Below are 26,456 nucleotides of genomic sequence, written 5' to 3' on the forward strand. Positions count from 1 at the left end.
GCCATAGCTACTGCGTTGTTTCCGTTACGCGCGGGGCACATGGGCGTTTCGCAGGCGTTCGAAGCACTGATCGTATTCTAGCGCAGTAGGAGGCAATGGGATTCCCCATGGCATTACAGGCTACTATCTGATGCCATTCCAATTAATTTGGATCATCCATCCATGCTTCAACCTCGGAACTCCAATCCTCAGCGCAAAAATCAAGTGTCGGCCAATAGTTTTGGAATTCCTCATAATCCAGTTTCAATGCGTCTGCCCTTGATTTTTTGTCGATAACAGTCCAGGCGCAATACATTCTCTCTTTCCAGCTATCTGCAGAAAGCAATACATCCCCTATATCAAGTTTCCCTCCTAGTCCGCACAGTCGAGAATTGAAAAAATCGATTGCCACGTGAGCATAGTTAGGTTGGCGTAGGATAACTGCATCCGCCATGTGATAGAGCAAGCCGATGCCTTGGAAAGTCGAACTCGTGATCGACTCTTTTTTTTGTGTGGTGTGCTCTGCTTCTAACACGCGTCCAGCATTCGTTTTTAATAGACGAACATCGATGGAGAAGGTAGACATGATCAGATCCTCGTTCAATTAGCAGCTTACTTCGCTACATGCTTTCCTACGGTTCCGGAGTGGAGATTTCCGCATAAAATCGTGAAAAATCATGTTGAAGGAGTCAAAGCCAGGCCAATAATTTTTATTTTCCTCGTCGTCATAGTCATAACCGAGTGCAAGTGCTTGGTCTTGATAGCTCAATTGCGGCCAAATAAGGTTGAAACGCTCACGCCAGGTTTCAGCTCGCACGAGAGCACACGCAGTGTCCCATTCCAATGCCGCGAGATTCGTCAGCGCATCGGAGACATTGCTTTCACGGATAATTTCGTCCCACTCATCTACGAGCGTTCGCATTTTGTCGAACACATATAATATCCAGCCGATAGTTTGGAATCTGCACTCGCGAACTGACTGCGGAACTTCACCTAGGTCATTGAAGACCACAAAAGCCAATTTCGTATTTTCTAAATGCTCAACGTGAATGCTGTAAGACTCCATTGCATAAACTCTTTTTTGTTGTTGTATTAACAGGCTAGCATGGAGCTTTTTTGTTTAACAAGAGGTATTCGATTGACAAACACCAAGTGTTATATATACAAATAGCAACTCAAGACCTGCGCGTGAGCGAGAGGCTGATTAAACGAAGAAGATTGCACTAACCCTGGTAAGACTGATTTTTAGATGAGTGATAAGAATGCCCTATGACCTAGAAAATCGTTTGGTAATAGGCGTGGCCTCCAGCGCCGTGTTCGATTTGGTGGCTTCGGATGCCGTGTTTCAGCGCCAAGGAGAGGAGGAGTACCGCAAATTTCAGCAAGAAAACCTCCACGTCCCGCTTCCAAAAGGGATAGCGTTCCCTTTCATCAAGCGTTTGCTGTCGGTGAATGACCTGAGCGTCGATCCTGAGGATCCGCTTGTCGAGGTCATTCTTCTTTCGCGGAATGATCCTGACACAGGGCTACGCGTATTGAAGACGATCGAACATTACGGGCTTGGGATGACCAGGGCGATTTTCATGCAAGGAAAGTCTCCTTACGAGTACATACCGGCGCTAAATATCGCTCTGTTTCTGTCTGGTGACAAAAAAGACGTGGAAGCCGCTATAAAGCTGGGTAGGAGTGCGGAGATTGGGGTCGAAAACTTTTCCCGTTTTGGTTACGACAGTTAAGGACGGTAAAAATTGGGATTGCGTCGATCAAGCCCCTGAACGTTCCGTTTTGATCCCGACAGCAGTCGGCTCATATCTCAGGTATCACGAGAGCTGTCAGAAGCAACACGTTGAGGAAGGTTCGTTTCCGGTGATGCGACAGAATTCCGTTTAGTTTTCAACGCTTACAGCAGGGGAGTGAGGTCTTCGTCGCATGTACCTCACCTCGCGTTCATCCGCGCAGTATCTTCCCAGGAGTCATGCTCTCAACGCCGCGATAAGCTCAGCCCCTTTTTAGCTAACCAGGCAAGCGGAGAGCGCAGGCGTGAGGCTCGAAGCCGGTCAGGGTCAAGACGCACGAATCGCGGGCGGCTTGATTTACGAGAGCCGAACTCGAAAGCCTCAGTCATTGCTGGCATTGTCAGCACGGCCGGCCGCTGAAACGACCTAGCAAGAATGGGGTGAGGGCGCGTTTGCCTTCAAACTTGGTGGAAGCTGGTCGTAGGTTAGTGGTACTTCGAGCTTCCAAGCATCTTTGAAATCTCAACAAATGGATTATGACTTAATATTGCCATATCAATAAGATCCTGAGTTACCGCACTGCACCAGTCGATTATTCTCACAGCGCGCAGGATTAACGAAGTCTCATTCACTAAAAGCTTAAACGGGCGCCACTCTGTGCTGGAGCGACCAGTCTCAAGGCCTGTGGATTTAGTATTGTTTGAACACCAATTCCTAGGCGGAACAGAGCAAAACTTTAAAAATTCCATAGCATTCTTTTTAGTCAACCTCGCGATGTCGAGACCTGTCACTAACAGACACCAGAGCGCCAGCTTTTCAATTCCCCTGACCTTATAACGGTTTTTTCTGCCGCTCACACTATTTGCATACCGTGCAAATATTTGAATGGTACTTATATCACTGTCGGAGAGTGCTCCAACGCATCGCTGAATTTTGAAATGCAGTAGGCTTTCATTTACAAACTCTATAAGCGCGGGGTTTTTCTGGTGGTAATTGAATAAGGATGAAGGAGAGTGTAAAGATCGCACAGGCGGCATAGATAATTCTTTTTTACCAAGCAACTCAGCTGCCACTCGCAGTGATTTATTTGTTCGCCTGGCGTGTGCGGTTTTATCAGGCACATCCTGCACAAAGCCTTCAGAATCCGAGCTTCTATTGGCGGTAGAAGTTAGTCTTCTAAGATGTTGCCCAACAGTTGTGCCCATGAACTCAAACACAGGAAGCGACCCCCACACATGCTCGATTGCACGGCGTGACCCAAATATTGGCTCAACCTCACAAGGACTTGGCATCTCGCTAAGCCCGCAACTAACTCTGTAATTCCGCAATATCTCTATGTACCTGCCTGGCAGTTTTCGAGAAATCAATCCCTCATCGCCTTCAAGATTCAAGTGCCAGGCATTACAATATACTGAAAACGATGACATGCTGAAAAACCTGGTGTACCTAGATAACTCTGCAAAAGGGACTTTTAACAAGTAGCATGTAGCAAAAACAAATATTTGTTTATTTCGAGATGTGCGGCTAGGGCGACGCCTAACGGAGTCTTCAGTACTTTCAATCAACAATACAAAATATCGTTCAACCAGATAGTCATCCCCCAAAGTCTCTTTCGAATCTGTGGGAGCTACACCAGCTCGCCCTCTTGGAAGACTTATATTCACTAGAGTGCTTAGCGAAGCATGTCCAAAGAAATTTCGAAGGATACTGATTACCCTGTCGACATTTTTCGCCTGACCGGAAGGCATATAAAAAGGTTTCCAGTCAGGATTTACGGAAAGAGAAGTGCCAGATCCAACAAACCGTTTACAGAGACGAACAGTCCGGAGATAGGAAGCAGGGGGTGAAAAGTAAAATTCACAAAATGCAATAATGTCTTCACTCAGCATTTTTAGTGGCGACAAGCGCCGCACAAAAAAAGCCCAGTTTAAGAATCGTTCAATGACGGCAGCCGAAGGCTTAATGGAATTTTCGCTTGAACAGACAGTGCTCTTAAAGGCGAAGAATTTTCGCGCTAACGCATAGGTTATCGAGGCATCGAGCTCAGGATCGAGCTGCGCTAAAACTCGCTTGATCAGAGAGCACTCAGCAGGATCCGAAGAGGCCTCATCGCTCTTCGGATCCCATGTGTTCCCGAAGAGTGGATGCATCTTGTCCATAGAAGAGCTTCGGCTGTGGGGCTAATGATCGTCACCGAATATAGCTTGCTGCGCAAGGTTGTCAAAAAAGGCCTGTCGACCGCGAAGGTTTAACGGTTAATTATCGAAAATTTTCCAGAGAAATTACGCTGATTAATTTTCGACCGAACAAGACAAACCATAGCCTGATACGAGTAGAAACCCAGGTTTAACTGAGCGGTGGAGAAAGAGGAGCGCCGCCGATTAATTCTTAACGCCGACAGGGGGTTTGCGGAAATGGACAACAGGAGGAAAGTTCCGATCAGACACATTATTTAACATAATATACATTATGCGTTACTTCCTATACGGACGTGGGAGGCTCTGGCTGTGTCGAGATTACTTAAATATGCGAAAAAACAGCTAAATATGAAACGGGATACAAATCAGCCCCTTAGAGTCCTCGGAAGTAATTCGTTGTACTTTTCGGAACTAAATCGTTGAACTCAGCCTTTCGCACCCAGTACAAAGATTTGATTCAACAGCATGACCGGGTGCAAGCCATGAGTCATACCCGTCGATCCTCATTCAACATTTTAGCTCCTTGCGACCCAGCGAATGCTTTCTTTACCATCAAACGTTCTGGCCGTGGCTTTTGTGGGAATACTCATCGGGGGTGCCACGCGATTCCGGGAATGTCACCAAAGCCAGCGGGTTTACATTTGGATGGCAACAGCCTGAGCCTTGTCGTTGTAACCCTATTTTTTGACTTGTTAACCATCGTGGTTAACAGATCAAAAAATAGGGTTACAAGGTGCTCTGGATCTAAGCTTTTCGAAGCCGATGAAGCTGAGTAGCTGCTAGACTCCAAGCGGTTGACACGGTGTGTTTAGCGAAACCGTCGCCGGCCTACAAAGGGTTGTCAATTTGATTGACGGGCGTCAACTTTTCCCTACTGTAGCCATGCAACTGCGGGACGACTAACCGGTTGAGATTTGAACGTCCCCTAGCCCGAAAGGGTGCTCGCGCAAGGCGGGCCGAAGCCTGAAAAGGCGAAGTGGTGACCGGATCTGCTTTACCCGAATGCGAGAACGGTGCCTTAAAGCGCCTTTTTTCGTTTCTGCCATCAGCGTTTCATTGGTAGGCTTAGAATTAGGCGTTCTATACGACTTTCTTAGCTCAACTAAACGGCAATTTAGTTGAGCTATTTAGTTGTCGCAACCACCCTACCCCCACAGTTTCTTTCTAGTACGGATCAAGGACTTGTAGCTCATCCGGATGAACTCCAAGTACTCCACACAGTTCCGGATGGGTGCTTCGCTTCTGAAGTTGCCGGCTCCGTCGTGGCCCGCGGGTGGAGTTAACCTAGGGCAAACCGTCAGTGAAACCTTCGCGCTGGCCCCTACTCGCTTCCCGAGCGTAACAAGGCGTTGAACTATGAGCGTCAGCGTCTGGTGTGTGAACCTTGATCCGTGGAGGGCGTACCCGCGATAACGGAATAACGGCAGTTATAACTCCTACTTTAACGAAACACAACTAACCTACCCATAACACCGGCTCGATCAAGCCGGTGCGGTGTTCAAAACGGGGCGAACGGAGGGCATGAAGCCCACGCACAGTTACAAAACGGCCAGGTACTACAACGGCGCTCCCGAGGGGGCGGCAAGCCCGACTCTTTGAGGTCAACAGGTTCATCAACCAGCCCATGAACTTCGTCACCTCGAAATAAAGCGTATCTAAAGCTCTATTTAAGAAGTGTCTTAAAGACAAGCAACCAGCTCAAATATCATCATAGATGGCTTAGCACGAGGTAATTGAGTAGTGAATCCACTTAAAAAAACTCTTAGCGCTTTACTAATATTGGCGGCTCTAGCACCTGCGACTAGCTACGCATTATCATGCAGGACGATAGACGGAGGACTATCAACCATAGAAGCTATTGGAACTTCACTTGCCGTACCTGCCGACGTTGCCGATGGCACGATTATCTGGGAGTCCGATAAAATTTCAACAGATATTCGATGCGAAAATGATTATCCCACTTCGTATAAATACGAAAAAATATACCTTTGGAATGATCCTGCCAAGATTTCAAGCATTGGTAAAGGCATCCGCATAGGAATCCGATATAACAATGTAATCTATCCAAGCCAAGGAAAAATTGATACCGGGTATTCTATTCCATGTCTCTGGCTTGATCCTAAGTACTGTAAGGGTCAGTACTTAGATATTAAAATTAATTTTTCTGTCTTTGTCGAAAAATATGGAACTGTCCCTGATAACGGGCAAGCCAGCACTCTTTCTCAATATCGAGTATTCCAAGCTGACGGAGAGGAAAGTGTGTCGACAAAAGGTTTCAACTACATCCTCACAGGGCTTTCAAATATACGATTTATCCCCTGCTCGCCCAATCTGACTATTACTCCAAACGTGGTGAATTTTTCACGTGCTTATTCAGGGAGTGCGGCGAATGGCAAAGTCGCCAGCACAGCAAAATTCACTTTAGGACTGAACAAGAATTGCGACACCCCTTATACAGTCGATGCAAAATTTACACCCGCGTCGGGTAGCGTCATCAATGAACTGCTGGTCCCTCCCAACAACAATTCAGTCGGGATAATGCTGTCCCGAGTCGACAACGATGAAACAATTCCTTTCAGTAAATGGTTCAAACTAACCGAGATGAACCGTAGAGAGCCAGACAACATTGATTTCCGTGCAGATCTTATCTGGCGCGCCGATCCCATTGCCGGTCCATTTGAGGCATCCGTTATCGTAGACATGATGTACAAATGAGGCCACGACTTCGCCGTGGGTGTTCGGCTAGGGGTTCTCCGAAGACGCTCCCAGATAGAGAATGTGAAATGGCAGTAATATGAACCGGTAAGGCAACACGCAAGGAATGCCGCATGACCGATGAGAATAATCCAAAGGTTAAAGGTGATTGCTTGATCCATACGCACTCTGTCCCCGCCGATGAGTTATCCCGCCACCGCCGCGCCAGAAGCTACGGCCATACTAAAAGAGACATTACAAGCTACGTGGAAAGCGTCAAAAAGGAAGTCCTGAAAAATGAGACAGCAAAATGCAATTTAGGCGCAGCGACGACCTGTATAATTTGCGCAGATGCAAATGAATGGATTTTATGGACGGCCAAAGTTAGATTATCAAGTGCATCTTGTAGACAGTTGAGCAACTGGTTGCACCGCGCCGCTGCCTGCAGCCAACCCGCATGTTTTATTTCTCCCGATCAACCCAGCGGTCGCGCATAGCCCGGTACAAAACCAGCGCAAGATGGGGTGTTCCATCGGTCAAGGTTATGGCTTGCCCCGACCAATGCCAGGTGCACATTTCTTCTAACACTGTCTGGACACCGATCACCGAGGACGCAATTTTCCATTTTCGGCCTGATATCCCTCCCCTGAAATCGTGCGCCATGTGTCACTCCTGAAAACCATCTCCTATAGGCCGATATTTATAGCCTCTTGTTGTCTTTTACTTATGATTCACTCGCTTATTATTTTAGGAATGATGAAAAAAGCCCGGCATTTCTGCCGGGCTTCACTTGCTGTATTGCCTAATCACTTAAAGATAATCACCAGTTACGCACTAGCGTGAACTTGTAACTGGGTTGTTTCCATGTTGCTGCCTTATACGCAGGATAGGTTACAACCGGTGTTTGCCACATCCCAGGGACATAGCTCCAGGATGGGAAGACGGACTGCAACCAGGCGTCGCTGCCCACTTGGTTGCCGGCGATGCCGGAACCAAGCCAGTCATTGCCGCTCTGCTGGCCAATGAAGATCCCGGAGCCGGACGATCCAACACTAACGCCACCGGCAACATTTCCGGTGCCTTGGGACTCGGAGTTATCGACCACTGCGGGTGGCGTCACCTCCGGCTTGGGCACCACCGGAACACCGGTGCCTGCAGTCTCTGGCTGGCTGACACTGGTGTCACCGCCCGTACCGACGCTGCCAGCACCGGCAATATTTCCTGCGCCCTGGGACTGGGAGTTATCGACCACTGCGGGTGGCGTCACCTCCGGCTTGGGCGCCACTGGAACACTCGGCTTTGCCGGTGGCTCCTTGAACCCTGAACCCATGACACCTTGGTTGTGCTTGGTATCGACGAGTTCGGAGAAGCTACCGGCACTGGTGATGGAGCCGGTTTGAGTGTTTTTAACATCATCCGCCAACAGCGTCAGTTTGCTATCGCTATGGATAACATTGTCATTGAACACTTCAGGAGAGTTGATGGTCATCGACCCTGTACTGCGCGCAGTACCATGGTTCTCCAGCGACCCGGTGTAAGTCATGGAACCACCACTGCGCAGCGTGCCGTTATTCACGACCGTGCCGGTGTAAGTCATGGAGTTGCCGCTTTTTACCTCACCATCATTGCGCATACCGCCAGTTACCGAGAGCGAACCGCCCGCCAACAATGACGCCTTTCCGCTCTGAACCGAGTCGCCGGTTATCGACACGCTGGCGCCTTTGGCCACGCCGTGGTTATTCATGCCACCGTTGATACTCAGTAGTTGCTTGGCATCGAGTTCGCCCGTGGAGGCAATCATGACCTTGCCGTCCGATGTGACGGACAGGCCACCGGTCAACGCATTTATCTTGCCATCCACGTTCACCCCCACCCCTGCGGACTTACCGACCAGGCGGATCGAGTCAGCGTGCATGCCTCCCAGTTGGGCAACATCAATGGCTACTTCGGGTTGGTTATCAGCAGTAGCGTCGACTTTGGCGACCATCGCTGGATTGACGGCATACACCTCACCCTTCAAGGCAGTCGCGTTGAGCTTTTTGGCCTGAATTACGGCGTTGACCTGCAAGGTGCGAGCGATGAGATCAACCTCATTGGCTTCAGTCGCTTTAAGACCCGCGCCTTCGACGCGAATCTGGCCTTTGTCCGTCTGGAAGCGGGAAAGGTTACCGCTGTCGTCAAATACAACTTTACCAGCGACAAGCGATACACGATTGGCGTTGATGAAGCTCGCACCATTGGTCGAGATTCCGTTGGGGTTGGCGATGACCACCCGTGCACTCGGCCCAGCGACTTCAATCGCGCCGTTGAGACGAGAGGCCGTCTGGCCAGTCACTTCATTCAAAATGATACCGGCTGACTTGCCATTGAGCAGGTTGTTACCGGTAACAGCACCAGCCAATGTGGTTTGCGTACCGACCGTGCTGTTGTTAAGAATCAGCCCCGTCGGTCCCACATTGAAATCGGTGAACTTGTTGTGCGAAACACCCGAGCTGTTCGGGGCGACGATGTTGATGACCGGGGTGCCATTGACCGTCGACACGACAGCTGGCTGCGCCGCGCTCGGATCGACAGTAATCAGAGGCTGCGCAGATGCGGTCTGTTGCACCACTGGCAGTGTCAGCATAAGCGCCAGTGCCAGTTTGGTGCGCCTGGATGGCACGCGGCCAAGTTGAGCGGGATGTTCAATCATTGTTTTCATTATGACCTCGTTGTATTTACATAAGACGTGCGCGCAGGGCTAACACGAACGCTGTTGAGTTGACGGATCGGCGTGTATCAATGGTCCTCCATGCTTAGGGTGGTAGAGACGTCGTTTCGCAACCGAGTCGACCTAGAAACGACTGGTGATCGAGAAGTCGAGCGTTGGCATCCGGCTCTGCAAATAGCCCGGTTTTTTCAGCGGTAAACCAAGCGATGCGTCGTAGCCAAATGAATTGAGATTGCCCCGCAGGCCGATCGCACCGCCGATCAGCATTCGCCCTCCAGGCTGCTGACTGGCGGCGCTCGATACTTCTGCGGCATCAAGCGCGGTGTAGACTTGGCTTCCCAAGGGTGCGGCCATGGCAACTTCATTGCGCCAGGTCCAACCTCCAGGACCGGCGAGCGTGGTGTTCCCATCAAAACCGCGCACGGTGTACCGGCCACCAATCTGCAGATACTCGGTTGAGGGAACGGGAACGGGTGAATATTGAAAAGAGGCTGTGCTCTGATATCCCAGCGTTTTTTCACCCACGAGAAACGTGGTTCCCGCCGAAGCCTTTGCGGTGAATATCCGATAACGTCCCTTCCAGTCCTGCTTCTCGTAGATGGCACCTGGCGATGAGCTCATGCCTGGCAGGCTTCCCCGCAGCCCGAGTTCGAAGTCCAGAATGCCGCGGCTCAGCTTTTCGCGATGGGCGATACTGAATTCATAGCTGGTGATATCCCGATGCAACTGGAGCAGTTCAGTTGAGCTGACCCATGACTGATCCAGCCGCCGTATCAATCGAGAGTTGAACGTGCCCTTGCTGTGACTGGAGCGATAAGCCACAGCACTGATCCCGGCATCGAAACGACGGGTTTTTGAGGTCAGTGGAATGCCGTTGCCATCGCCATCCTTAAGCAACTGCTGCTTGCTTTCCCACTCGCTGGCACCAAGGGAAAACAATGCGTAGCCAAAAGGGACGTTCCAAGCTGCACTTTTCGAGGAGGAGCCCAGCGTGTGATTGCCGAATTCGGCATCCGAGTTGTAGGTAAGCAGAAACTGGTCGTAGAGCCACAGTGGAGAGTCAATCGCCATAATCACACCCAGTTGATTACGGCCGGTGGCGTCGATTCCGGAGTTATCTGCCGTCAACATACCCATGACACGGTCCGCGTCCTTGGGGTGCTGAATGAGAATGTCACTTTCACCCAATCCTGAGCCCGGAACCAAATCGAAAGCAGTGACGGCCTGCCCCGGCAGCCGGCGTACGTTTTCGAGTGCCTGATCGAGATCACGGACATTCAGCAAGGCGCCCTTGACACCGGGGAACACCGGCCGCGTCCAACCGATGCTGTCGGGATGCTCACGAATGCTGCCGATGCGCCCGGCAATGACATCGACGATCAAGCGACCGTTGGCCAGGTCTTGCTGCGGGATGCTGACTTGAGTCGTCAGATACCCCCGTGCAATGAACTGTTCGGCCACCCAATGCCTGAACCGGCCGAGCCCCTCGCCGCCTACGCAATGCCCAACGATGGGTGGAGTATCAGGTAGCCAGGGAAACTCGCTAGCCCCTCTCCACTCGACCACATGAACCGCAACGCACGGCGCTTCCTTCGCAAACACCAAGGTGTCGTTCTGCTCGAGCGGGGTGCTGGAAAGTACATCCGGCTGTTTCAGGGCTTGCGAATGCAGCATTTCCAGTTGCTGGTCCTGATGACGTCGCGCGCCGGAAAGGGCATTCAGCGACTCAGCACCATGGACTTCTTTGCCCCCCAGAAAAACCAGCACACTCAGCAGGCAAAACAAGGGCCTAGTGTTCTTGCATCTAGCCAACGTCGATATCCCCGACAACTCATTCGCGGGGATTTTAGATAGGCGCAAAAAAGATAAAAATCAGACAATTCTCAAATCCCCATAGGGGTGAACACCCATTGAGGCACCCTCAACCCACTTACTTAATCTCGACTAATGCTCGTCATAAACGTGAACGTAAACTCAACGGCGCCATTACCGTTCCCAGGCGTCATTTCATCTTCGTTACCTGTTCGAATATAACTGGCTCGCAGAGGTAAAGGCGATCGTCAGCACTTGGGAACGACCTTCCGCACACCGGCCTTGAAGACGCTCTGTCCCGTCCAGGCCTATGTGAACTGGATTACCGTCGCCGGCATTGCGAAGGGTCCGGTCTTCAGAAAGCTCGATCGTTGGGGGCATCTGGCAGAGGATGGCCTTAATGCCAACAGCCTGATCCCTTTGCTGCGTCGGGTATTTAGCCGAGCAGGCGTGCCCGGCGAACTGTACACCAGCCACTCATTGCGCCGAGGGTTTGCGACGTGGGCTACCGCTAATGGCTGGGATGTCAAAGCGCTGATGACGTACGTCGGCTGGAAGGACATGAAATCGGCCATGCGCTATATCGACACGGCCGATTCATTTGGGGAGTTAGCTGTGGCGAACTGCGGAGTCGCCGGTACATGCCCTGTATCAACGCAACCGGTACATGGCGCCCCGCGTACGCGCCCTTCTCGATTTTCTGGTCGAGCGCTTTGCAGAAGAATCCAGCCACCTGGACGACTATTTGAGCTGACAGCTATGCCAGATCAAGAACCTTCAAAAGGACTGCGAAGAGGATGTACAGCAACACCATCGATGCCAATAGCCAACGCGAAACGATGCCCTTTCGGAAAGCGAAGAACATGACACCCACACCTATCAGAGTGATGATTGCCGCCAGAACCAGCGACGTGTCCAGCGCCCAAGGCGTAAAGAACAACCCGAATGCGGTGGGCACTGTGGCTTGAATCATCATGGCGCCACTGATGTTGGCCAAGGCCAGTCGGTGTTTACCCTGGCGAACCCAAATGATCGCATTCAGCGTTTCAGGTAGTTCGGTAGCAATTGGGCTGAGCAACAGGGCCAGCAGTTGAGGGTGGATACCCAGCTTGGGACCCAGGGCATCGAGTTGTCCGACAAAAAAGTGAGAGGCTGCAAAGATAACCGCCAACGCAATCAACGTTTGAATCACCGCCGCGGAGGTCGACGGAGTCGCTTTGCCTGGCGCAAGTTTCAGGGGCTCGAGTTCATACTCTTCTTCATCCTGCTCACCGCGCATTTCCTTCCAGAAATACGCCGCATAGGCCGCCAGGAAAAGAATACCCAGCCAAGGTTTGTAGGCGAACACGACAAGACCGAGCGCAATCTTCGCCACAAAAATGACGAGGAACCATCCTTGATCACGGCTGAGTCGCTTGAAGTCCTGACGGATGGCCTCGGTATTCGCCAGGCGCTGACGACACACAAGCAGCGTCACCCCCACTACTGCATAGGCGATCGTCGCCAGGACCAGAGGGCCGCCAAGTGCAGCGCCGACGCCGAGGGATTTCTGCTCTGGCGTGTCGCCAAACACAACGGCAATAAACGTGATGACGCTTTCCGGTAATGCTGTACCAAAGGCCGCCAGAATGGAGCCTGTGGCTTGTTGCCCGACCGCAAGTTTGCGACCGACCCACTCGACGCCATTAACGAAGTATTCACAAGCCAGATAGATGACAACCGCGGAGCCCAACAGCAACGCAAACGTCATGGGCATTGAATGCATAAGGAAACCTGAGGGGCCGGACACAAGAGCCAATGGTTCAGACACCCGCGTCCGACCCACAGACAGGTATCTTCACCAATGGTCTTGCCAAGTCATATGACCGGTCACGCCATGGCTTGCGAGCCAAGTATGTTGACGTGACCCCTTCCGGAAACGAAGGCGGCTACTCCCCAAGGGAGCGGCGATCCTAAAGATCAAGCACAAATGCGTCAACGGCTTAGTTGCGAGTTTTCAAACTCTGAACCTCATTATTTTGCTGCAAACTCATATATAGCTAGAGCGTGCGGCACTTTAAACGGTTGGTGCAAACATTTGTAACATACTATGTCTTAAAAGACCTTCCGCATCACTTTCTGAATGAACGCTGAACACTATCCAACGAGTGGGTTACAGCAAAAGCAAACCCTCTTATTCTTGTTCCGGAAGTAATCCTTCAGGGGGTTATCAAGTATCCTTTAATGGCAATTATTGTTCAGGAGGTAATTAAACAGTAGCAAACTCACACCGGCACTGCCCGACTCCAGATCGGCACCGCCCTGGTTTATTTAATGTTGCAGTATCTCGTTCGGCGAGGCTCCTGTACAAACACAGGTCACTGATCTGACGACGTCGAGAGACGCCCAAGGTTAAGACAGGCTCTATCGGATTAAGGTTTAGCCCAAGTGACTTCCGGCCAACATGGCCCGGATACGTTGTACAGTGCCAAAACCTAGACGTGGAGATCGCTTTCTGCACTCTCTTCTCTGGTTTACGCCCCTGTGTGAGATCTGTTTGTGGTCAAAACAGCTATGGGGACTACCTCAAATGTCAATGGCAAGCTCTACCCCTTCCACCTTCAAGGACATCCGCCTGAAAGACACAGTAGTGTCTTACATGAGCCCTCTGCTCATCACTGTGACCGGCAACATGACGGTCAACCAGGCCAGGGAACATCTGCTCAAGCAACTGCCGGACGATGATATTCCGGCCCACATCTTTGTCACCGACCCGCACCGTATTTTGCATGGCCAACTGTCGGTCAAAACACTGCTCACCGAGAAAAACACCGACCTTTGCGTCCGCGATCTGACGATACCCATCCGCTATTCGGTTTCACCGAGTCAGCTCCGGAACGATGTCGCCCCGGAGCTGATCGAGAAAGGCGTGGACATCGTTCCCGTGGTCAGCGAAGGCCGACTGCTGGGCGTGCTGTATGAAAAAGAAATCGCTGCGCTGATTCAGGACGAAGGCACTGACGATGCTCAACGCCAAGGCGCGAGCCTGCCACTGGAAACGCCCTACCTCAGCACCAGCCCGTGGAGTTTGTGGAAAAAGCGCTTGCCGTGGTTACTGCTGCTGTTTCTCGCCGAGGCCTACACCAGCACCATCTTGCAAGTATTCGAAGAGCAGCTCGAAGCCGCCATTGCCCTGGCCTTCTTTATTCCCTTGCTGATCGGCACTGGCGGCAACAGCGGCACCCAGATCACCTCCACGCTGGTACGGGCCATGGCCCTGGGCGAAGTCAGCCTGCGCAATGTCGGCACGGTGCTGCGCAAGGAAGTGACCACTTCCTTCATGATCGCGCTGGCCATCGGTGTCGTGGCCTGGATCCGGGCGTGGATGCTGGGAGTGGGGTCGGAAATCGCCATGGTGGTCTGCCTGACGCTGGTCGCCATCACCATCTGGAGCGCCGTCGTCTCTTCCATCATCCCGATGCTGTTAAGAAAACTGCGCATTGATCCAGCCGTGGTCTCGGCTCCCTTCATCGCAACCTTTATCGACGGTACCGGCCTGGTCATCTATTTCAACATCGCCAAAATGGTGATGACCGACCTGCCGGCTTAAGCCACTCACCAGACAGCCCCGAATCGCCAGATGCCGGGGCCGTCTTGTTTTTGTAAAAAAAGTGGCGGAAGGCAGCAGGAGTCGAACCTGCCCGGGAACGGCTGCCGTCCCCAACCGGGTTTGAAGCCCGGCCGCGCCACCGGACGCGATTACCTTCCTTGATGTCAGCTCTCGGGTCGCTGTGCCAGGGCATTGTCCGCACGGATAAGACGCTGGTCGCCAAGTCTGCGGGTCAAGCCGATCCGGTCGAAGAACTCGAGTATCTGGATGCTGCGCTTGCGGCCGATCCCTACCTTGTCGCGAAACGCTGCCGCCTGAATCTGCGGATTGTCATCGACCAGTTGCCTCAGCATAGCCGCCAGCTGGCACACCGAGGCGTCGAGGTAAAACAAGTCACGGACGACCTGGTGAACCAGCCCTAATCTCGCCATCTTGCGCAGCAGCAAACGCACGGCAGCTTCATCACGGCTGATGGCGCTGGCCAGGTTGCGCACCCAGGGTGGATCGAAGCCAGCTTGCTCGATCAATGGCTGCAACTGCTGCCACATGGCCTCGTCTTCTTCACTCAGTCGCACTTGGTGTTCGGGTAAGTGCAGCCAAGGTCCACTGACTGCAATGGCGCCGCTGGACAGCAGTTCGTCGAGCAGACAGATGAACGTCGGTCGGTCCAGCGACATGGCCGAAAACCGCCGCAAGCGATCCCGGTCCGGACCCAGCTCATCCGGTTCAAGTTGATGAAAGTGTGCCAGGTGTTCCAGCAACGAGACTTTCAGCGCCTCCCAGCGTTCGGTGTTGAACAATAACGGACCTTGGCGCGTAGCAATGACACGGACATCCACCGGCAAATGCCAGGTGCTGCGCAGGCGATTGAACTGGCGCTCCAAGCGCAATGGATCGAGCCCGGCGTCACTATTGGCAAGCAGCTCTGGCAGTGTTTGCTCCAGACTTTCGCTTGCGGCCAGGGCTTGCAACTGCGCCAGTCTGGTCAGACTGCGGCGCTGGCGGGCTGGTGCAAACGGGTCGAGCACTCGCCCGCCGCCGAGGGTGCGCCGCGCACTCTGATCGCGCAGAACCAGACGGTCGCCATACACCGCCTGCAGCGGCGTGTTCAACAACAGTTGCGCGAACATCCGCTCACCCGGTTCCAGGCGCGTGCCCTCCAGCAAGGCGACCCGGGCGGTGACGTCCTGAGTTCCCAGATGCACGTGCACCGGGCTGAAATGTTCGAAGGCGCGTGGTTCGCTGGCCAGCAACTGCATCTCGATGTCCAGGCGTTGCGTGGGCGCGTACAGCCACTCGGCCAGCAACCAGTCACCGCGATGGATCTGTTCCAGGGCGAGGCGTTCGGCACTCAGGTTCAACGCCACCCGCTGCCCGGCCCACGCCTCGACGACCAGGTGATTCTGCGCATGCAAATTCCGCACTCGCACAGGCTTGCCTGTCTGGCCCAACAACAGTGTGTCGCCCACCCTCACCTGCCCGGCCAGCGCTGTGCCGGTGACCACAATACCGGCGCCGGCGACGCTGAAAGCGCGGTCGATTGCCAGACGGAATCCTCCGCTGGCGCTACGCTGCCGGACCTCATGTTGGGCGGTCAACAATGCTTGGCGCAGGGCTTCAACACCCTCCCCGGTCAGGTTCGACACGGCGAACTGCGGCGCGCCGCAATACGGCCCCGGCGCCAGCAACGCGGCGACCTGGGCGTGTACCGACTGCACCCGTGCCGGCTCGACCCGGTCGATTTTGCTGATCACCACCAGTGCCCGTGGAATCCCTAGTAGTTCGACAATTGCCAAATGCTCGCGGGTCTGGGGCATGACCCCGTCATCGGCGGCCACTACCAGCAACACCAGATCAATGCCTTGGGCGCCGGCGAGCATGTTGTGAATGAAGCGCTCATGCCCCGGCACGTCGATAAAACCGGTCATGTCCGCCCCAGGTTCCAACGGCGCATAAAGGAAACCCAGGTCGATGGTGATGCCGCGTTCGCGTTCTTCCCGATGGCGATCGCCGGCCTGTCCCGTCAGGGCTTTGAGCAAGGCCGTTTTGCCGTGGTCAATGTGTCCAGCGGTGCCGACGATCACCTGGCCTCCCCCACTCCTTGCAGCAGGTCGAGTTGGGCGAGCCAGGTCGCTTCGTCGTCCAGCTGGCGCAGGTCCAGCCACAGGGCATCGTCGTCGATACGACCGAGCACCGGAATGGGCAAGGCTCGAAAAGCCGCTTCCAGGCCATGCAGCTGCCGACCACGCAAGCGTTTGGACACATGCGGACGCAGGCACAAGGCGGCGCTTGGCAAGCGCGCAATCGGTTGGCTGCCGCTGCCGATCATGCCCAGCGCCGGCAGCGCGGTTACCGCCCAACCGTCGCCCAGTACACCTGCCAGCAACGGACACAGGCGTTCGGCCTGAGCGAGGATATCGGCTTGCGGGCGGGTGAGCAGGCGCAAGCTGGGCAAGCGCTCGGCCAATCGGTCGGGATCGCGGTACAGACCCAGCACGGCTTCGAGGGCGGCCAGGGTCAGTTTGTCTACGCGCAACGCCCGCTTGAGCGGGTTCTTCTTGATCCGGGCGATCAGCTCCTTGCGACCGACGATCAATCCCGCCTGAGGTCCACCGAGCAACTTGTCGCCGCTAAAGGTGACGATATCAGCCCCGTCGGCCAGCGCCTGGCGCACCGTAGGTTCGGCGGGCAGACCCCAGCGGGTCAGGTCCAGCAGACTGCCGCTGCCCAGATCTTCCAGCAATGGCAGCCCGTGCCGGTGGGCCAGTTGCGCCAGTTCGGCGGTCGGCACCTGGGCGGTAAAACCTTGAATGCTGTAATTGCTCGCGTGTACGCGTATCAACAAGCCGCTGCGTGGGCCGATGGCGGCTTCGTAGTCACGGGGATGGGTACGGTTGGTGGTGCCGACTTCATGCAGTTTGACCCCGGCCCGCGCCATGATGTCGGGGATGCGGAATGCCCCACCGATTTCGATCAGCTCGCCGCGGGAGATAATCCCCTCTTTGCGTGCTCCCAGGCTGTTGAGCGCGAGCAACACGGCGGCGGCGTTATTGTTGACCACCGTCACTGCCTCGGCACCGGTCAGCTCGCGTATCAGGCCTTCGATCAGATCATCACGATCACCGCGCTTGCCACTCGCCAGGTCGAATTCCAGATTGAGCGGATAGCGGGCAGCCTGTTGCACCGCCTCGATTGCTTCCTCCGGCAACAATGCCCGACCGAGATTGGTATGCAGTACCGTGCCGGTGAGGTTGAACACTCGCCGAACCCGGCTTCGGTGTTGGTTTGCCAGGCGCTCGCCGGCCCTCCCCGCCAACACCTGAGCCGTGAGTTCAAGGGCGTCAAGCTGACCCCGTTGCACCGGTTCACGCACATCGTCGAGCAACTGCCGCAGGGTCGCGAGCAAGGCATCGCGACCATAACGTTCAGCCAGCGGCTGGCAGGCGGCGTTGCGCAACAGGCTATCGATGGAAGGTAAACGCGTGGGGACGCTGGCAAGTTTTGCGGGCATCAAGGGGGCTCCCTGAAACGGTTGGCCGTCGCGGGAGTGGAATCAAACAGGCTCCGGTCCCGGAAACCTGAGTGTAGCCGCTGTGATCAATCTCCCCCTGGCGCCAGCATCAGGTTCGGTGCCAGACGCTGGTAGCCTTCCAGGTCCAGGCGCATGTCCAGCGTCAAGCTCGCCAGGTCCGCCGAGAGCGCTTCGGCTTCAGCGTCATTTTCCAGGTAGAGCAGTTTCAGGTAGCTGTTGCAGCCAGGGCAGATTTCGGCCCGCAATGGCGCCTGATCGGCGCTATGGCGATCATCCTCGAAACTGACGTACTTGAGCCCCTTGCTCTGCTCGCAGTAGACGCATTTGACCCGCACCACATGCCATTCGCAGGCACACAGCGAACACACCAGGTAACGCAGCCCGTTGTATTTTCCTCGCTGGTGAATCACCCCGGCCATGGCCGGTGAACCGCAAGCCGGACATTGACCGAGGCTGGCGCAAGGCTTCAATTCGCCAGCCGGCATGCTGAGTAACCATTGGCTCCAGGCCGCCTGCAAGGCCGCGCCGAGAAACGGCACCAGTGCCGCCGGCAGTCCCGCGTACTGGCCGCTGAGCAAGGCAATCGCCCAGACCTTGCGCTGTCCGACGCTGGCGTCGTGCAAGGTTGCCACGGCACTTTTCACAGCAGATCGCGGCGGTGCCTGATAACGCCGCAGCAGGGTTTCCAGGTACGGCAGCCAGCCGTCCTCGCGCACCAGACTGTCGGCGGCCAGCGGTGGCAAGCCGTGCTCCTGACACAACAACAGACGCTCAGGGTCCGGGGCCGGGGCCAGCGGTGGCTCGTCCAACAGGCTTTGCTGGACGTGACACAAATCGGCCACCAGCCGCAGGAAATCGGCCAGTGGATGCCCATCGGCCAATCGCTCCAGGCGCACAGCGCGCAAGGTGAACAGGTTGTGTGGCGGCAGGCGCAGGAACGGCGGCGTGCCCGCCGCCGTCTCGATTTGTCCGGGCTCGAGTATCGTGCTCAAGGCATCATCCTTTCTTGCTTATCTGGCTGTCAGGGCTCTCGTCGCGCGTCACCTCGCGGTACCAGAGCGCATGATGTTTCTTCGCCCAGGCACGGCTGACCCCGCCATGCAGCATCGCGCTGACCGAGCCCTTGATCCAGAGGCCGGCGTAGATATGCACGATGATGCTCAGCACCAGCACGAACGCCGCCAGGGCATGCAACAGCATCGCCAGGCGAATCGACGTGATACCGAAGTATTGACTGAAATAAGCCCGCCAGATCACCACGCCGCTAAACAGCAGCACCAGCATGCAGGCCAGCAGGGTCCAGAACAGCAGCTTCTGCCCGGGGTTGTACTTGCCAATGGGTGGTACGCCCTCCTCCTCATTGCGCATCACCCGGTTGATTCGTTTGAGCCACAGGCGGTCGTTGTCGATGAAAAAGTTGGCCCGCCAGAAGCGGATCACCAGTCCGAGGAAAAACATGAACATCAGCACGCCCATGAAGGGGTGGAGGATGCGCGTCCAGGGCCCGCCGCCAAACAACTCGCTGAGCCAGAACAGCGACGGGTGGAACAGTGCCAGACCCGACAGGGCCGCCATGAAAAACAGAATCGCCACCAGCCAGTGATTGGTGCGTTCGTTGGCGTTGTAGCGCAGGATCGTTTTGTCTTTCATGGTCGCCTGTCCTCCTGCGATCCTGGCGTGCTCGGGTCATAGACATGCACCGTCGGGTCGACTTCATGCACGCTGGGGTCCTTGCCGGGCAGGTGTTCGTCTTCCTCGACGCGCTGCGGGCCGATGCGCACGTAATGGAAGAAACCCGCCAGCACTGCAGCGCCCATGGCCAACAACGCCAATGGTTTGCTCACACCTTTCCACAGCCCGACCAATGGGCTGATGACCGGCTGATTCGGCAAGCCGGCGTACAACGATGGCTGATCGGCGTGGTGCAGCACGTACATCACGTGGGTGCCGCCGACTCCGGCGGGATCGTAGAGACCGGCGTTGTCGAAGCCCCGTGACTTGAGGTCAACGATGCGTTCGGCGGCATGCTCTTTCATGTCTTCCTTGCTGCCGAAGACGATGGCTCCGGTCGGGCAGGTCTTGACGCAGGCCGGTTCCAGCCCGACCGCCACCCGGTCCGAGCACAGCGTGCACTTGTAGGCCTTGTGGTCCTTCTGCGAAATGCGCGGAATGTTGAAGGGGCAGCCGGTGATGCAATACCCGCAGCCGATGCAATGGTCCTGATCGAAGTCGACGATGCCGTTGGCGTGCTTGATGATCGCCCCCGGACTTGGGCACGCCGCGAGGCAGCCAGGTTCGGCGCAGTGCATGCAGCCATCCTTGCGGATCAGCCATTCGAGGTTGCCGGCGTCGGTTTCGTGCTCGGTGAAGCGCATCAGGGTCCAGGTCTCGGCGCTGAGGTCCTGCGGGTTGTCGTAGGTTCCGTGGTTGTGACCGACCTCGTCGCGCAATTCGTTCCATTCCGAACAGGCGACCTGGCAGGCCTTGCAACCGATGCATTTGGTGGTATCGATGAGTTTGGCGACTTCCTCCTGTTGGCGTACCGAGGGCGGCAAGGTGGTGGTGGCCGAACGGGCAATGATGTCTTGGTTGGCCATCAGATTTTCTCCACATTGACCAGGAACGACTTGGATTCCGGGGTCTGTGTATTGCCGTCACCGAGGAACGGCACCAGGGTGTTTGTCAGGTAGCCATGCCGGGTTGCCCCGGTGAACCCCCAGTGCAACGGAATGCCGATATGGTGCACGGTCTGGTTGTTGACCTGCAGCGGACGAATCCGCTTGGTCACCACCGCCACCGCCTCAATATGCCCGCGCTTGGAGCTGACCCGTACCCGGTCGCCTGGGGCAATCCCCTTCTCCTTGGCCAGGGCTTCACCAATCTCGACGAACTGCTCGGGCTGGGTGATGGCATTGATCGGGCAATGCTTGGTCCAGAAGTGGAAGTGCTCGGTGAGCCGGTAGCTCGTGGCGGCATAGGGGAAATCCTTCGCCGTCCCGAGCGACTCCCAGACCGAATCGAAGATGCGCCCGGCCGGGTTGCTGGTCGCCTTCTTGTTGGTGGGGTGCAACGGGTTGATGCCGATAGGCGTTTCAAACGGTTCGTAATGCTCAGGGAACGGCCCTTCGTTCATCTTGTCGAGGGCGAAGAAACGCGCCACCCCTTCGGGGTTCATGATGAACGGGTTCATGCCTGCTTCCGGCGGTACATCGGCCTTGTAGTCAGGCACGTCGGTGCCGCCCCAGGACTTGCCGTTCCACCACACCAGGCGCTTTTTCGGATCCCAGGGTTGGCCTTTCGGGTCGGCCGAGGCGCGGTTGTAGAGAATGCGCCGGTTCATTGGCCAGGCCCACGCCCATCCCAAATTCTGCTTCATCCCGAAAGGGTCGCTGTTGTCGCGGCGGGCCATCTGGTTGCCCTGCTCGGTCCAGCTGCCGCAAAAGATCCAGCAGCCCGACGCCGTGCTGCCGTCGTCCTTGAGCTGGGCGAAACCGGATAGCTGCTGCCCGGCCTTGAGCGTCACTCCCGTGGCGTCGGTGAGGTCGGCAACGGCGTAGCCATTGAACTCCTTGGCAATCTCTTCCGGTGTCGGATCGTCAGGCACCTTGTAGGGCCAGCTGAGCTTGAGAATCGGCTCGGCGAAAGTCCCGCCGTTGGCCTGGTAGCGCTGACGCAAACGGATAAACAGCTCGCTCATGATCTTGATGTCGGTGCGTGCTTGTCCCGGGCCATTGGCGCCCTTCCAGTGCCATTGCAGCCAGCGGCCGCTGTTGACCAGCGAGCCGTCTTCTTCAGCGAAACAGGTGGTGGGCAGGCGGATGACTTCGGTCTGGATGCCGGCCGTTTCGACATCGTTGTAAGGCCCGACATTGCGCCAGAATTCCGAAGTCTCGGTAGCGAGCGGGTCCATCACCACCAGCCACTTGAGTTTGGCCAGCGCGGCCATCACCCGGTTCTTGTCAGGCAAGGCGGCGATAGGATTGAAGCCCTGGCAGACGTAGCCGTTGACCTGCCCGCTGGACATCATGTCGAACACTTTGAGGATGTCGTAACCGGGGATATCGAGCTTCGGCAGCCAGTCGTAGCCCCAGTGGTTGTCGGCGGTAGCGTTGGCGCCGTACCAGGCCTTCATCAGGCTGACGTGGAACTTGCCGTAGTTCTGCCAATAAGACAGCTGTCCGGGCCGAAGTGGTTTGAGCGCGCGCTTGGCAATGTAGGCGTCGTAGTCCTGTTCGGCATCGCCCGGCAAGGTCAAGTAGCCGGGCAGCAAGTTCGACAGCAACCCAAGGTCGGTCAGGCCCTGGATGTTGGAGTGCCCGCGCAGGGCATTGACGCCCCCGCCCGGCATGCCGACGTTGCCCAACAGCAACTGCACCATGGCTGCGCTGCGAATCATCTGCGAGCCCGTCGAATGCTGGGTCCAGCCCAGCGCGTAGAGAATCGTCATGGTCTTGCCCGGTTGCGAGCAGGTGGCGATCTCTTCCCAGATCTTTTGCAGGGCATCTTGCGGCATGCCGCAGATCTGGCTGGTCAGCTCCAGGGTGTAGCGGCTGTAATGCTGCTTCATCAACTGGTAGACACAACGCGGGTGCATCAGGGACGGGTCGACTTTGGCGAAACCGTCCTCGCCGATTTCATAGCCCCAGCTGGACTTGTCGCTGTAGGTGCGCTTGGTTGCGTCGTAGCCGGTAAACAGCCCGTCCTCGAAACCAAAGTCGGCCTTGACGATGAACGCCACGTCCGTATAGGCGTGCACGTACTCGTGCTGGATCTTGTTTTCAGTGAGCAAATAGTTGATCAGACCGCCCATGAAGGCGATGTCGGTGCCGGTGCGGATCGGTGCGTAATAGTCGGCCACCGAGGCGGTACGGGTGAAGCGCGGGTCGATCACGATCAATCGCGCCTGGTTGTGCGCTTTGGCTTCGGTCACCCATTTAAAGCCACAGGGGTGGGCTTCAGCGGCATTGCCGCCCATGACCAGGACCAGATTCGCGTTGGCGATATCGGTCCAGTGGTTGGTCATCGCACCTCGGCCATACGTTGGGGCAAGACTTGCCACCGTCGGGCCATGTCAGACACGTGCCTGGTTATCGAACCCCAGCATGCCCAGACTGCGAACGACCTTGTGGGTCATGTAGCCGGCTTCGTTGGAAGACGCCGAAGCGGCGAGAAAACCCGTCGTTAGCCAACGGTTGACCGTTTGGCCCTTGGCATTCTTCTCGATGAAGTTGGCGTCACGGTCGGCCTTCATCAGGTCGGCGATGCGATCCAGCGCTTCATCCCACGACACCCGCGTCCACTCCTTGCTGCCCGGCTTGCGTACCTGCGGATATTGCAGCCGGCTGGGGCTATGGACGAAGTCCAGCAGGCCTGCGCCTTTGGGGCATAGCGTGCCGCGATTGACCGGGTGGTCGGCATCCCCTTCGATGTGGATGATGCTCTGGCTGACGTTCTTGGCCGCATCGCCCTGGCTGTACATGATCAAGCCGCAACCCACCGAACAGTAGGGGCAGGTATTGCGGGTTTCATGGGTATGGGCCAGCTTGAAGTGGCGGACTTGCTCGGCGAAGGCTGGCGCGGGGGCCATGCCCAGCGCGGCCAGGCTGGAGCCTCCAAGGCCGATAGCGGCGACCTTGAAGAACTGACGACGGTTGAGGTCCATCGCGCGCTCCTGATCAGGTGGAGTTACCCGGAACTTGCCCGGGAAATCTTGGACGAACACGGTGACTGAACGACGGCCGCCGACACTTGAAACTATAGTCAAGATTGCACGGAATGTGACGAAACCCGGTCGTCGGCGGTGTACTCAGAGCTCCGGCGCGTCATTGCCTCTTTTCCCGATCACATCATCCACCCAGCTCATCGCCGCAATGACCGTGGGGAAGCCGATCGTGCTGGTCAAAGCGATCAGTGCGTGATGGATCTCCTCTGTCGTGGCGCCCGCCGCCAGCGCTCGTCGGGTATGACTGTGCACCGCGCCTTCCGAGCGGATCGCCGCCGCGGCACCGAGCTGAATCAGCTGGACGGTTTTCTCGTCCAGCGGCCCGGCATGATGCACCGCTGTACCCAAGGCCTCCAAGGCACTGAAGTAATCAGGATATAGATGCTTGAGACGTTGGTACGTGTATGGGTTGTGGCTGCTCTTGTTGTCCATAGTTGTCTCCTCGCGTTGACGGTTCGATTCAGTTCAGGTCCTTCACTTCAGACAGCGTTCTACAAGCTCCTCGGCACTGATTACCGGTGGCTCGCACGTGCGGTTTCGGCAGACATAGGCGCTGGTTTGCCCCGCAAGCGCATGTCGGCCCGCGCCGATGGGCACATCCTCGGCAAAAGCCAGGACGCGTGCCGGCAGGTAGCGGCGCTGCAGGCTCGCGACCAGGGCGCTGGCGGCGGAACGCTCGCCGGCAATGACGATGCTGAGCGGACCACGCTGTATCCAGTCCTGCGCCGCCAGCAGATGGGCGAAACCGAAGGGATTCTGCGCGGCTGCGGCGCGATACATCGCCAAGACCTGCTCGGCACGCTCGCGGTAAAGCTCGCGACCGGTCAGTTCAAAGAGTCGCAGGAAAGCCAACACGCAGGACGAAGTTCCCGACGGCCAGGCACTGTCGTGTGGCGCTCGAGGCCTGTGCACCAAGGGCTCGCCATCGCTGGGCGTGAAGTAAAGTCCGTCCTCCCAGAACTTGGCGAGGATCACCTCGACCAGTTGCGTGGCGCGTTCGACATAGCGTTTATCGAAGTCGCACTCGTAGAGATCGATCAAGGCGTTGGCGAGAAACGCGTAGTCTTCGAGGAAGCCTGGAACCTTCGCCACGCCCTCCCGCCAGGCCCGGTACAGGCCACCTTCGGGCGTCGAGAGTCGGTCCAGAATGAAATCGGCGGCGCGCCTCGCGGCGTCCAGATACGTTGTGGTTCCGGTCGCCTGGTAAGTCGCGCAGAGACCCTGGATCATTAACGCGTTCCAGCTGGTGAGGATGTTCTCGTCGCGCCCCGGACGAATACGCTGGGCACGCGCCAGCAATAACCTGTCGCGCAGGCCCTTGAGCTGTAGTTCCTGCACCGCGTCCAGTGCGACTGCGCGGTGCAGCACGCTGCTGCCATGCTCGAAGTTGCCGGCGACAGTGACGCCGTAAGCCCGGCAGGCCAGCGCAGCATCCGGCTCACCGAGCGCGGCTTGCACCTGAGCGGGTGTCCACACGTAGAACTTGCCCTCTTCGCCCTCGCTGTCAGCGTCTTCACTGGCGTAGAAACCACCTTCAGGATGGGTCATGTCACGCAGGATGTAGTCGATCGTCTCTTCGAACACGCGCCGCCAGGCAGGTTTGCCGGTCTCGCGATAGGCATCGGCATAGAGCTTCACGAGCTGGCCGTTGTCGTAGAGCATCTTTTCGAAATGAGGGACGGCCCAGCGTTCATCCACACAGTAACGAGCAAAACCGCCGCCCAGGTGATCATAGAGTCCGCTGGCGGCCATGCGATCAAGGGTCAGCTCTACCGAATGCAGCAAATCCGGTTCGTGCAGACGCTGATAGAGGCGCAGGACGAGATCATGGCAGGCTGGGTTGGGAAATTTCGGAGCATTGCCCAGACCGCCGTTCACCGGGTCGGTGTTTCGGGCAAACAACCGGGCAGCGGTGGCCGGCTGGTCTGGCTCCAGCGGCGTATCGCCCTCAAGCTCTGACGCCTCCAGCTTGCGGTAACCCTGAAGGAACTGTTCGACGTTCTGTTGCAGCGCTGCGCGGTTATTCTGCCAGGCGTCGCTCAGACCGAGCAGCAGTTGAGTGAAGCCTGGCCGGCCATAACCGTCGTCTGGCGGGAAGTAAGTGCCGCCGAAAAACGGCTCGCGCTGCGCAGTCAGGAACACCGTTAACGGCCAGCCACCGCCCTGCCCCATCATCTGCACGACTTGTTGATAGATGTCGTCGAGGTCAGGCCGTTCCTGGCGGTCGACTTTGATATTGATGAAGCGCTCGTTCATCAGGCGCGCGGTCTCGGGATTCTCGAACGACTCGTGGGCCATCACATGACACCAATGGCAGGCGGCATAACCCAGCGACAGGTGGATGGGCTTGTCCTCGTCGTGTGCGCGGCGGAACGCTTCCTCGCCCCACGGATACCAATCGACGGGGTTCTCAGCATGCTGGCGCAGATAGGGCGAAGTCTCGTTGGCGAGTCGATTGCTCATGGTTGGCTCCTCACGCCGGGT

19 protein-coding genes, 1 tRNA gene and 2 riboswitches are annotated in these 26,456 nt (G+C 56.3%); of the genes, 5 read left to right on the forward strand and 15 right to left on the reverse strand.

The annotated features are described in order from the left end of the window. Positions 1 to 142: 142 nt before the first annotated feature. Both KRR23_RS14850 and KRR23_RS14855 read right to left on the reverse strand, forming a co-directional pair. Complete coding sequence (locus tag KRR23_RS14850; protein WP_216743108.1) at positions 143 to 565, reverse strand: hypothetical protein; 423 nt, start codon at positions 563 to 565, stop codon at positions 143 to 145. Positions 566 to 583: 18 nt separating this feature from the next. Further along, positions 584 to 1,045, reverse strand: coding sequence for a hypothetical protein (locus tag KRR23_RS14855; protein WP_216743109.1), 462 nt, complete (start codon positions 1,043 to 1,045; stop codon positions 584 to 586). 196 nt (positions 1,046 to 1,241) lie between these two features. Here KRR23_RS14855 and KRR23_RS14860 point away from each other — a divergent pair, with 196 nt between their 5' ends. Then, positions 1,242 to 1,715, forward strand: a complete 474-nt coding sequence (locus KRR23_RS14860) for a 5'-nucleotidase (protein ID WP_301542420.1) — start codon at positions 1,242 to 1,244, stop codon at positions 1,713 to 1,715. 485 nt (positions 1,716 to 2,200) lie between these two features. Here KRR23_RS14860 and KRR23_RS14865 read toward each other — a convergent pair whose 3' ends face one another. After that, positions 2,201 to 3,874 carry a hypothetical protein gene (locus KRR23_RS14865; protein WP_216743110.1) on the reverse strand — a complete coding sequence of 558 codons (1,674 nt, stop codon included), beginning with the start codon at positions 3,872 to 3,874 and terminating at the stop codon, positions 2,201 to 2,203. Between the two features lie 1,779 nt (positions 3,875 to 5,653). On the opposite strand from KRR23_RS14865, the gene KRR23_RS14870 reads away from it, so the two are divergent. Both KRR23_RS14870 and KRR23_RS14875 read left to right on the forward strand, forming a co-directional pair. Further along, positions 5,654 to 6,628, forward strand: a complete 975-nt coding sequence (locus KRR23_RS14870; RefSeq protein WP_216743111.1) for a fimbrial protein — start codon at positions 5,654 to 5,656, stop codon at positions 6,626 to 6,628. A 113-nt stretch (positions 6,629 to 6,741) separates the two neighbouring features. Then, complete coding sequence (locus tag KRR23_RS14875; protein ID WP_216743112.1) at positions 6,742 to 7,104, forward strand: hypothetical protein; 363 nt, start codon at positions 6,742 to 6,744, stop codon at positions 7,102 to 7,104. Between the two features lie 323 nt (positions 7,105 to 7,427). On the opposite strand, the gene KRR23_RS14880 is transcribed toward KRR23_RS14875, so the two are convergent. Then, positions 7,428 to 9,308: a filamentous hemagglutinin N-terminal domain-containing protein gene (locus KRR23_RS14880; protein WP_216743113.1), complete on the reverse strand. Its 1,881-nt coding sequence runs from the start codon at positions 9,306 to 9,308 to the stop codon at positions 7,428 to 7,430. A 132-nt stretch (positions 9,309 to 9,440) separates the two neighbouring features. Beyond that, a complete protein-coding gene (locus tag KRR23_RS14885; protein ID WP_216743114.1) occupies positions 9,441 to 11,102 on the reverse strand; it encodes a ShlB/FhaC/HecB family hemolysin secretion/activation protein in 1,662 nt (553 codons plus the stop codon). Positions 11,103 to 11,441: 339 nt separating this feature from the next. Here KRR23_RS14885 and KRR23_RS29135 point away from each other — a divergent pair, with 339 nt between their 5' ends. Continuing rightward, positions 11,442 to 11,996: a tyrosine-type recombinase/integrase gene (locus KRR23_RS29135; protein WP_367880656.1), complete on the forward strand. Its 555-nt coding sequence runs from the start codon at positions 11,442 to 11,444 to the stop codon at positions 11,994 to 11,996. On the opposite strand, the gene KRR23_RS14895 is transcribed toward KRR23_RS29135, so the two are convergent. Then, complete coding sequence (locus KRR23_RS14895; protein ID WP_253912102.1) at positions 11,887 to 12,879, reverse strand: sodium:calcium antiporter; 993 nt, start codon at positions 12,877 to 12,879, stop codon at positions 11,887 to 11,889. The genes KRR23_RS29135 and KRR23_RS14895 overlap by 110 nt on opposite strands. 33 nt (positions 12,880 to 12,912) lie before the next feature. Next, positions 12,913 to 13,071, reverse strand: a riboswitch (yybP-ykoY riboswitch). A 376-nt stretch (positions 13,072 to 13,447) separates the two neighbouring features. Next, positions 13,448 to 13,622: riboswitch (M-box (ykoK) riboswitch) on the forward strand. A gap of 145 nt (positions 13,623 to 13,767) precedes the next feature. Here KRR23_RS14895 and KRR23_RS14900 point away from each other — a divergent pair. Continuing rightward, complete coding sequence (locus KRR23_RS14900) at positions 13,768 to 14,718, forward strand: magnesium transporter (protein ID WP_216743115.1); 951 nt, start codon at positions 13,768 to 13,770, stop codon at positions 14,716 to 14,718. A gap of 62 nt (positions 14,719 to 14,780) precedes the next feature. Here KRR23_RS14900 and KRR23_RS14905 read toward each other — a convergent pair. From KRR23_RS14905 to KRR23_RS14945, 9 genes are all read right to left on the reverse strand, one after another. Further along, positions 14,781 to 14,876, reverse strand: a tRNA-Sec gene (locus tag KRR23_RS14905). A 6-nt stretch (positions 14,877 to 14,882) separates the two neighbouring features. Beyond that, on the reverse strand, positions 14,883 to 16,802 hold the full coding sequence (selB, locus tag KRR23_RS14910) for a selenocysteine-specific translation elongation factor (protein WP_216743116.1): 1,920 nt from the start codon (positions 16,800 to 16,802) through the stop codon (positions 14,883 to 14,885). Beyond that, the gene (gene selA, locus KRR23_RS14915; protein ID WP_216743117.1) at positions 16,799 to 18,229 is read right to left on the reverse strand and encodes an L-seryl-tRNA(Sec) selenium transferase; all 1,431 of its coding nucleotides are present in this window, start codon (positions 18,227 to 18,229) and stop codon (positions 16,799 to 16,801) included. The genes selB and selA overlap by 4 nt, the downstream gene beginning before the upstream one ends. Positions 18,230 to 18,315: 86 nt before the next feature. Further along, on the reverse strand, positions 18,316 to 19,242 hold the full coding sequence (gene fdhE / locus KRR23_RS14920; RefSeq protein WP_216743118.1) for a formate dehydrogenase accessory protein FdhE: 927 nt from the start codon (positions 19,240 to 19,242) through the stop codon (positions 18,316 to 18,318). 4 nt (positions 19,243 to 19,246) lie between these two features. Further along, positions 19,247 to 19,900 carry a formate dehydrogenase subunit gamma gene (locus KRR23_RS14925; protein WP_216743119.1) on the reverse strand — a complete coding sequence of 218 codons (654 nt, stop codon included), beginning with the start codon at positions 19,898 to 19,900 and terminating at the stop codon, positions 19,247 to 19,249. Then, complete coding sequence (gene fdxH, locus KRR23_RS14930) at positions 19,897 to 20,847, reverse strand: formate dehydrogenase subunit beta (protein ID WP_216743120.1); 951 nt, start codon at positions 20,845 to 20,847, stop codon at positions 19,897 to 19,899. Before fdxH ends, KRR23_RS14925 begins: the two co-directional genes overlap by 4 nt. Next, positions 20,847 to 23,912: a formate dehydrogenase-N subunit alpha gene (fdnG, locus tag KRR23_RS14935; RefSeq protein WP_216743121.1), complete on the reverse strand. Its 3,066-nt coding sequence runs from the start codon at positions 23,910 to 23,912 to the stop codon at positions 20,847 to 20,849. The genes fdxH and fdnG overlap by 1 nt, the downstream gene beginning before the upstream one ends. A gap of 144 nt (positions 23,913 to 24,056) precedes the next feature. Then, positions 24,057 to 24,404 (reverse strand): carboxymuconolactone decarboxylase family protein, encoded by a 348-nt coding sequence (locus tag KRR23_RS14940; protein ID WP_216743122.1) that lies wholly within the window; start codon positions 24,402 to 24,404, stop codon positions 24,057 to 24,059. Between the two features lie 42 nt (positions 24,405 to 24,446). After that, positions 24,447 to 26,435: a thioredoxin domain-containing protein gene (locus KRR23_RS14945; protein WP_216743123.1), complete on the reverse strand. Its 1,989-nt coding sequence runs from the start codon at positions 26,433 to 26,435 to the stop codon at positions 24,447 to 24,449. Between the last annotated feature and the right edge of the window lie 21 nt (positions 26,436 to 26,456).

The sequence above is a fragment of the Pseudomonas sp. CVAP#3 genome, assembly GCF_018986375.1.
GTDB classification, from domain to species: domain Bacteria; phylum Pseudomonadota; class Gammaproteobacteria; order Pseudomonadales; family Pseudomonadaceae; genus Aquipseudomonas; species Aquipseudomonas helvetica.

Coding starts and splice junctions, on each gene's coding strand:
- KRR23_RS14865 (WP_216743110.1), bottom strand. CDS start 3,874: ATGGACAAGATGCATCCACTCTTCGGGAACACATGGGATCCGAAGAGC.
- KRR23_RS14880 (WP_216743113.1), bottom strand. CDS start 9,308: ATGAAAACAATGATTGAACATCCCGCTCAACTTGGCCGCGTGCCATCC.
- KRR23_RS14855 (WP_216743109.1), bottom strand. CDS start 1,045: ATGGAGTCTTACAGCATTCACGTTGAGCATTTAGAAAATACGAAATTG.
- selA (WP_216743117.1), bottom strand. CDS start 18,229: ATGCCCGCAAAACTTGCCAGCGTCCCCACGCGTTTACCTTCCATCGAT.
- KRR23_RS14900 (WP_216743115.1), top strand. CDS start 13,768: ATGAGCCCTCTGCTCATCACTGTGACCGGCAACATGACGGTCAACCAG.
- KRR23_RS14940 (WP_216743122.1), bottom strand. CDS start 24,404: ATGGACAACAAGAGCAGCCACAACCCATACACGTACCAACGTCTCAAG.
- KRR23_RS14945 (WP_216743123.1), bottom strand. CDS start 26,435: ATGAGCAATCGACTCGCCAACGAGACTTCGCCCTATCTGCGCCAGCAT.
- KRR23_RS14860 (WP_301542420.1), top strand. CDS start 1,242: ATGCCCTATGACCTAGAAAATCGTTTGGTAATAGGCGTGGCCTCCAGC.
- KRR23_RS14925 (WP_216743119.1), bottom strand. CDS start 19,900: ATGAAAGACAAAACGATCCTGCGCTACAACGCCAACGAACGCACCAAT.
- KRR23_RS14850 (WP_216743108.1), bottom strand. CDS start 565: ATGTCTACCTTCTCCATCGATGTTCGTCTATTAAAAACGAATGCTGGA.
- fdxH (WP_216743120.1), bottom strand. CDS start 20,847: ATGGCCAACCAAGACATCATTGCCCGTTCGGCCACCACCACCTTGCCG.
- KRR23_RS14875 (WP_216743112.1), top strand. CDS start 6,742: ATGACCGATGAGAATAATCCAAAGGTTAAAGGTGATTGCTTGATCCAT.
- KRR23_RS14895 (WP_253912102.1), bottom strand. CDS start 12,879: ATGACGTTTGCGTTGCTGTTGGGCTCCGCGGTTGTCATCTATCTGGCT.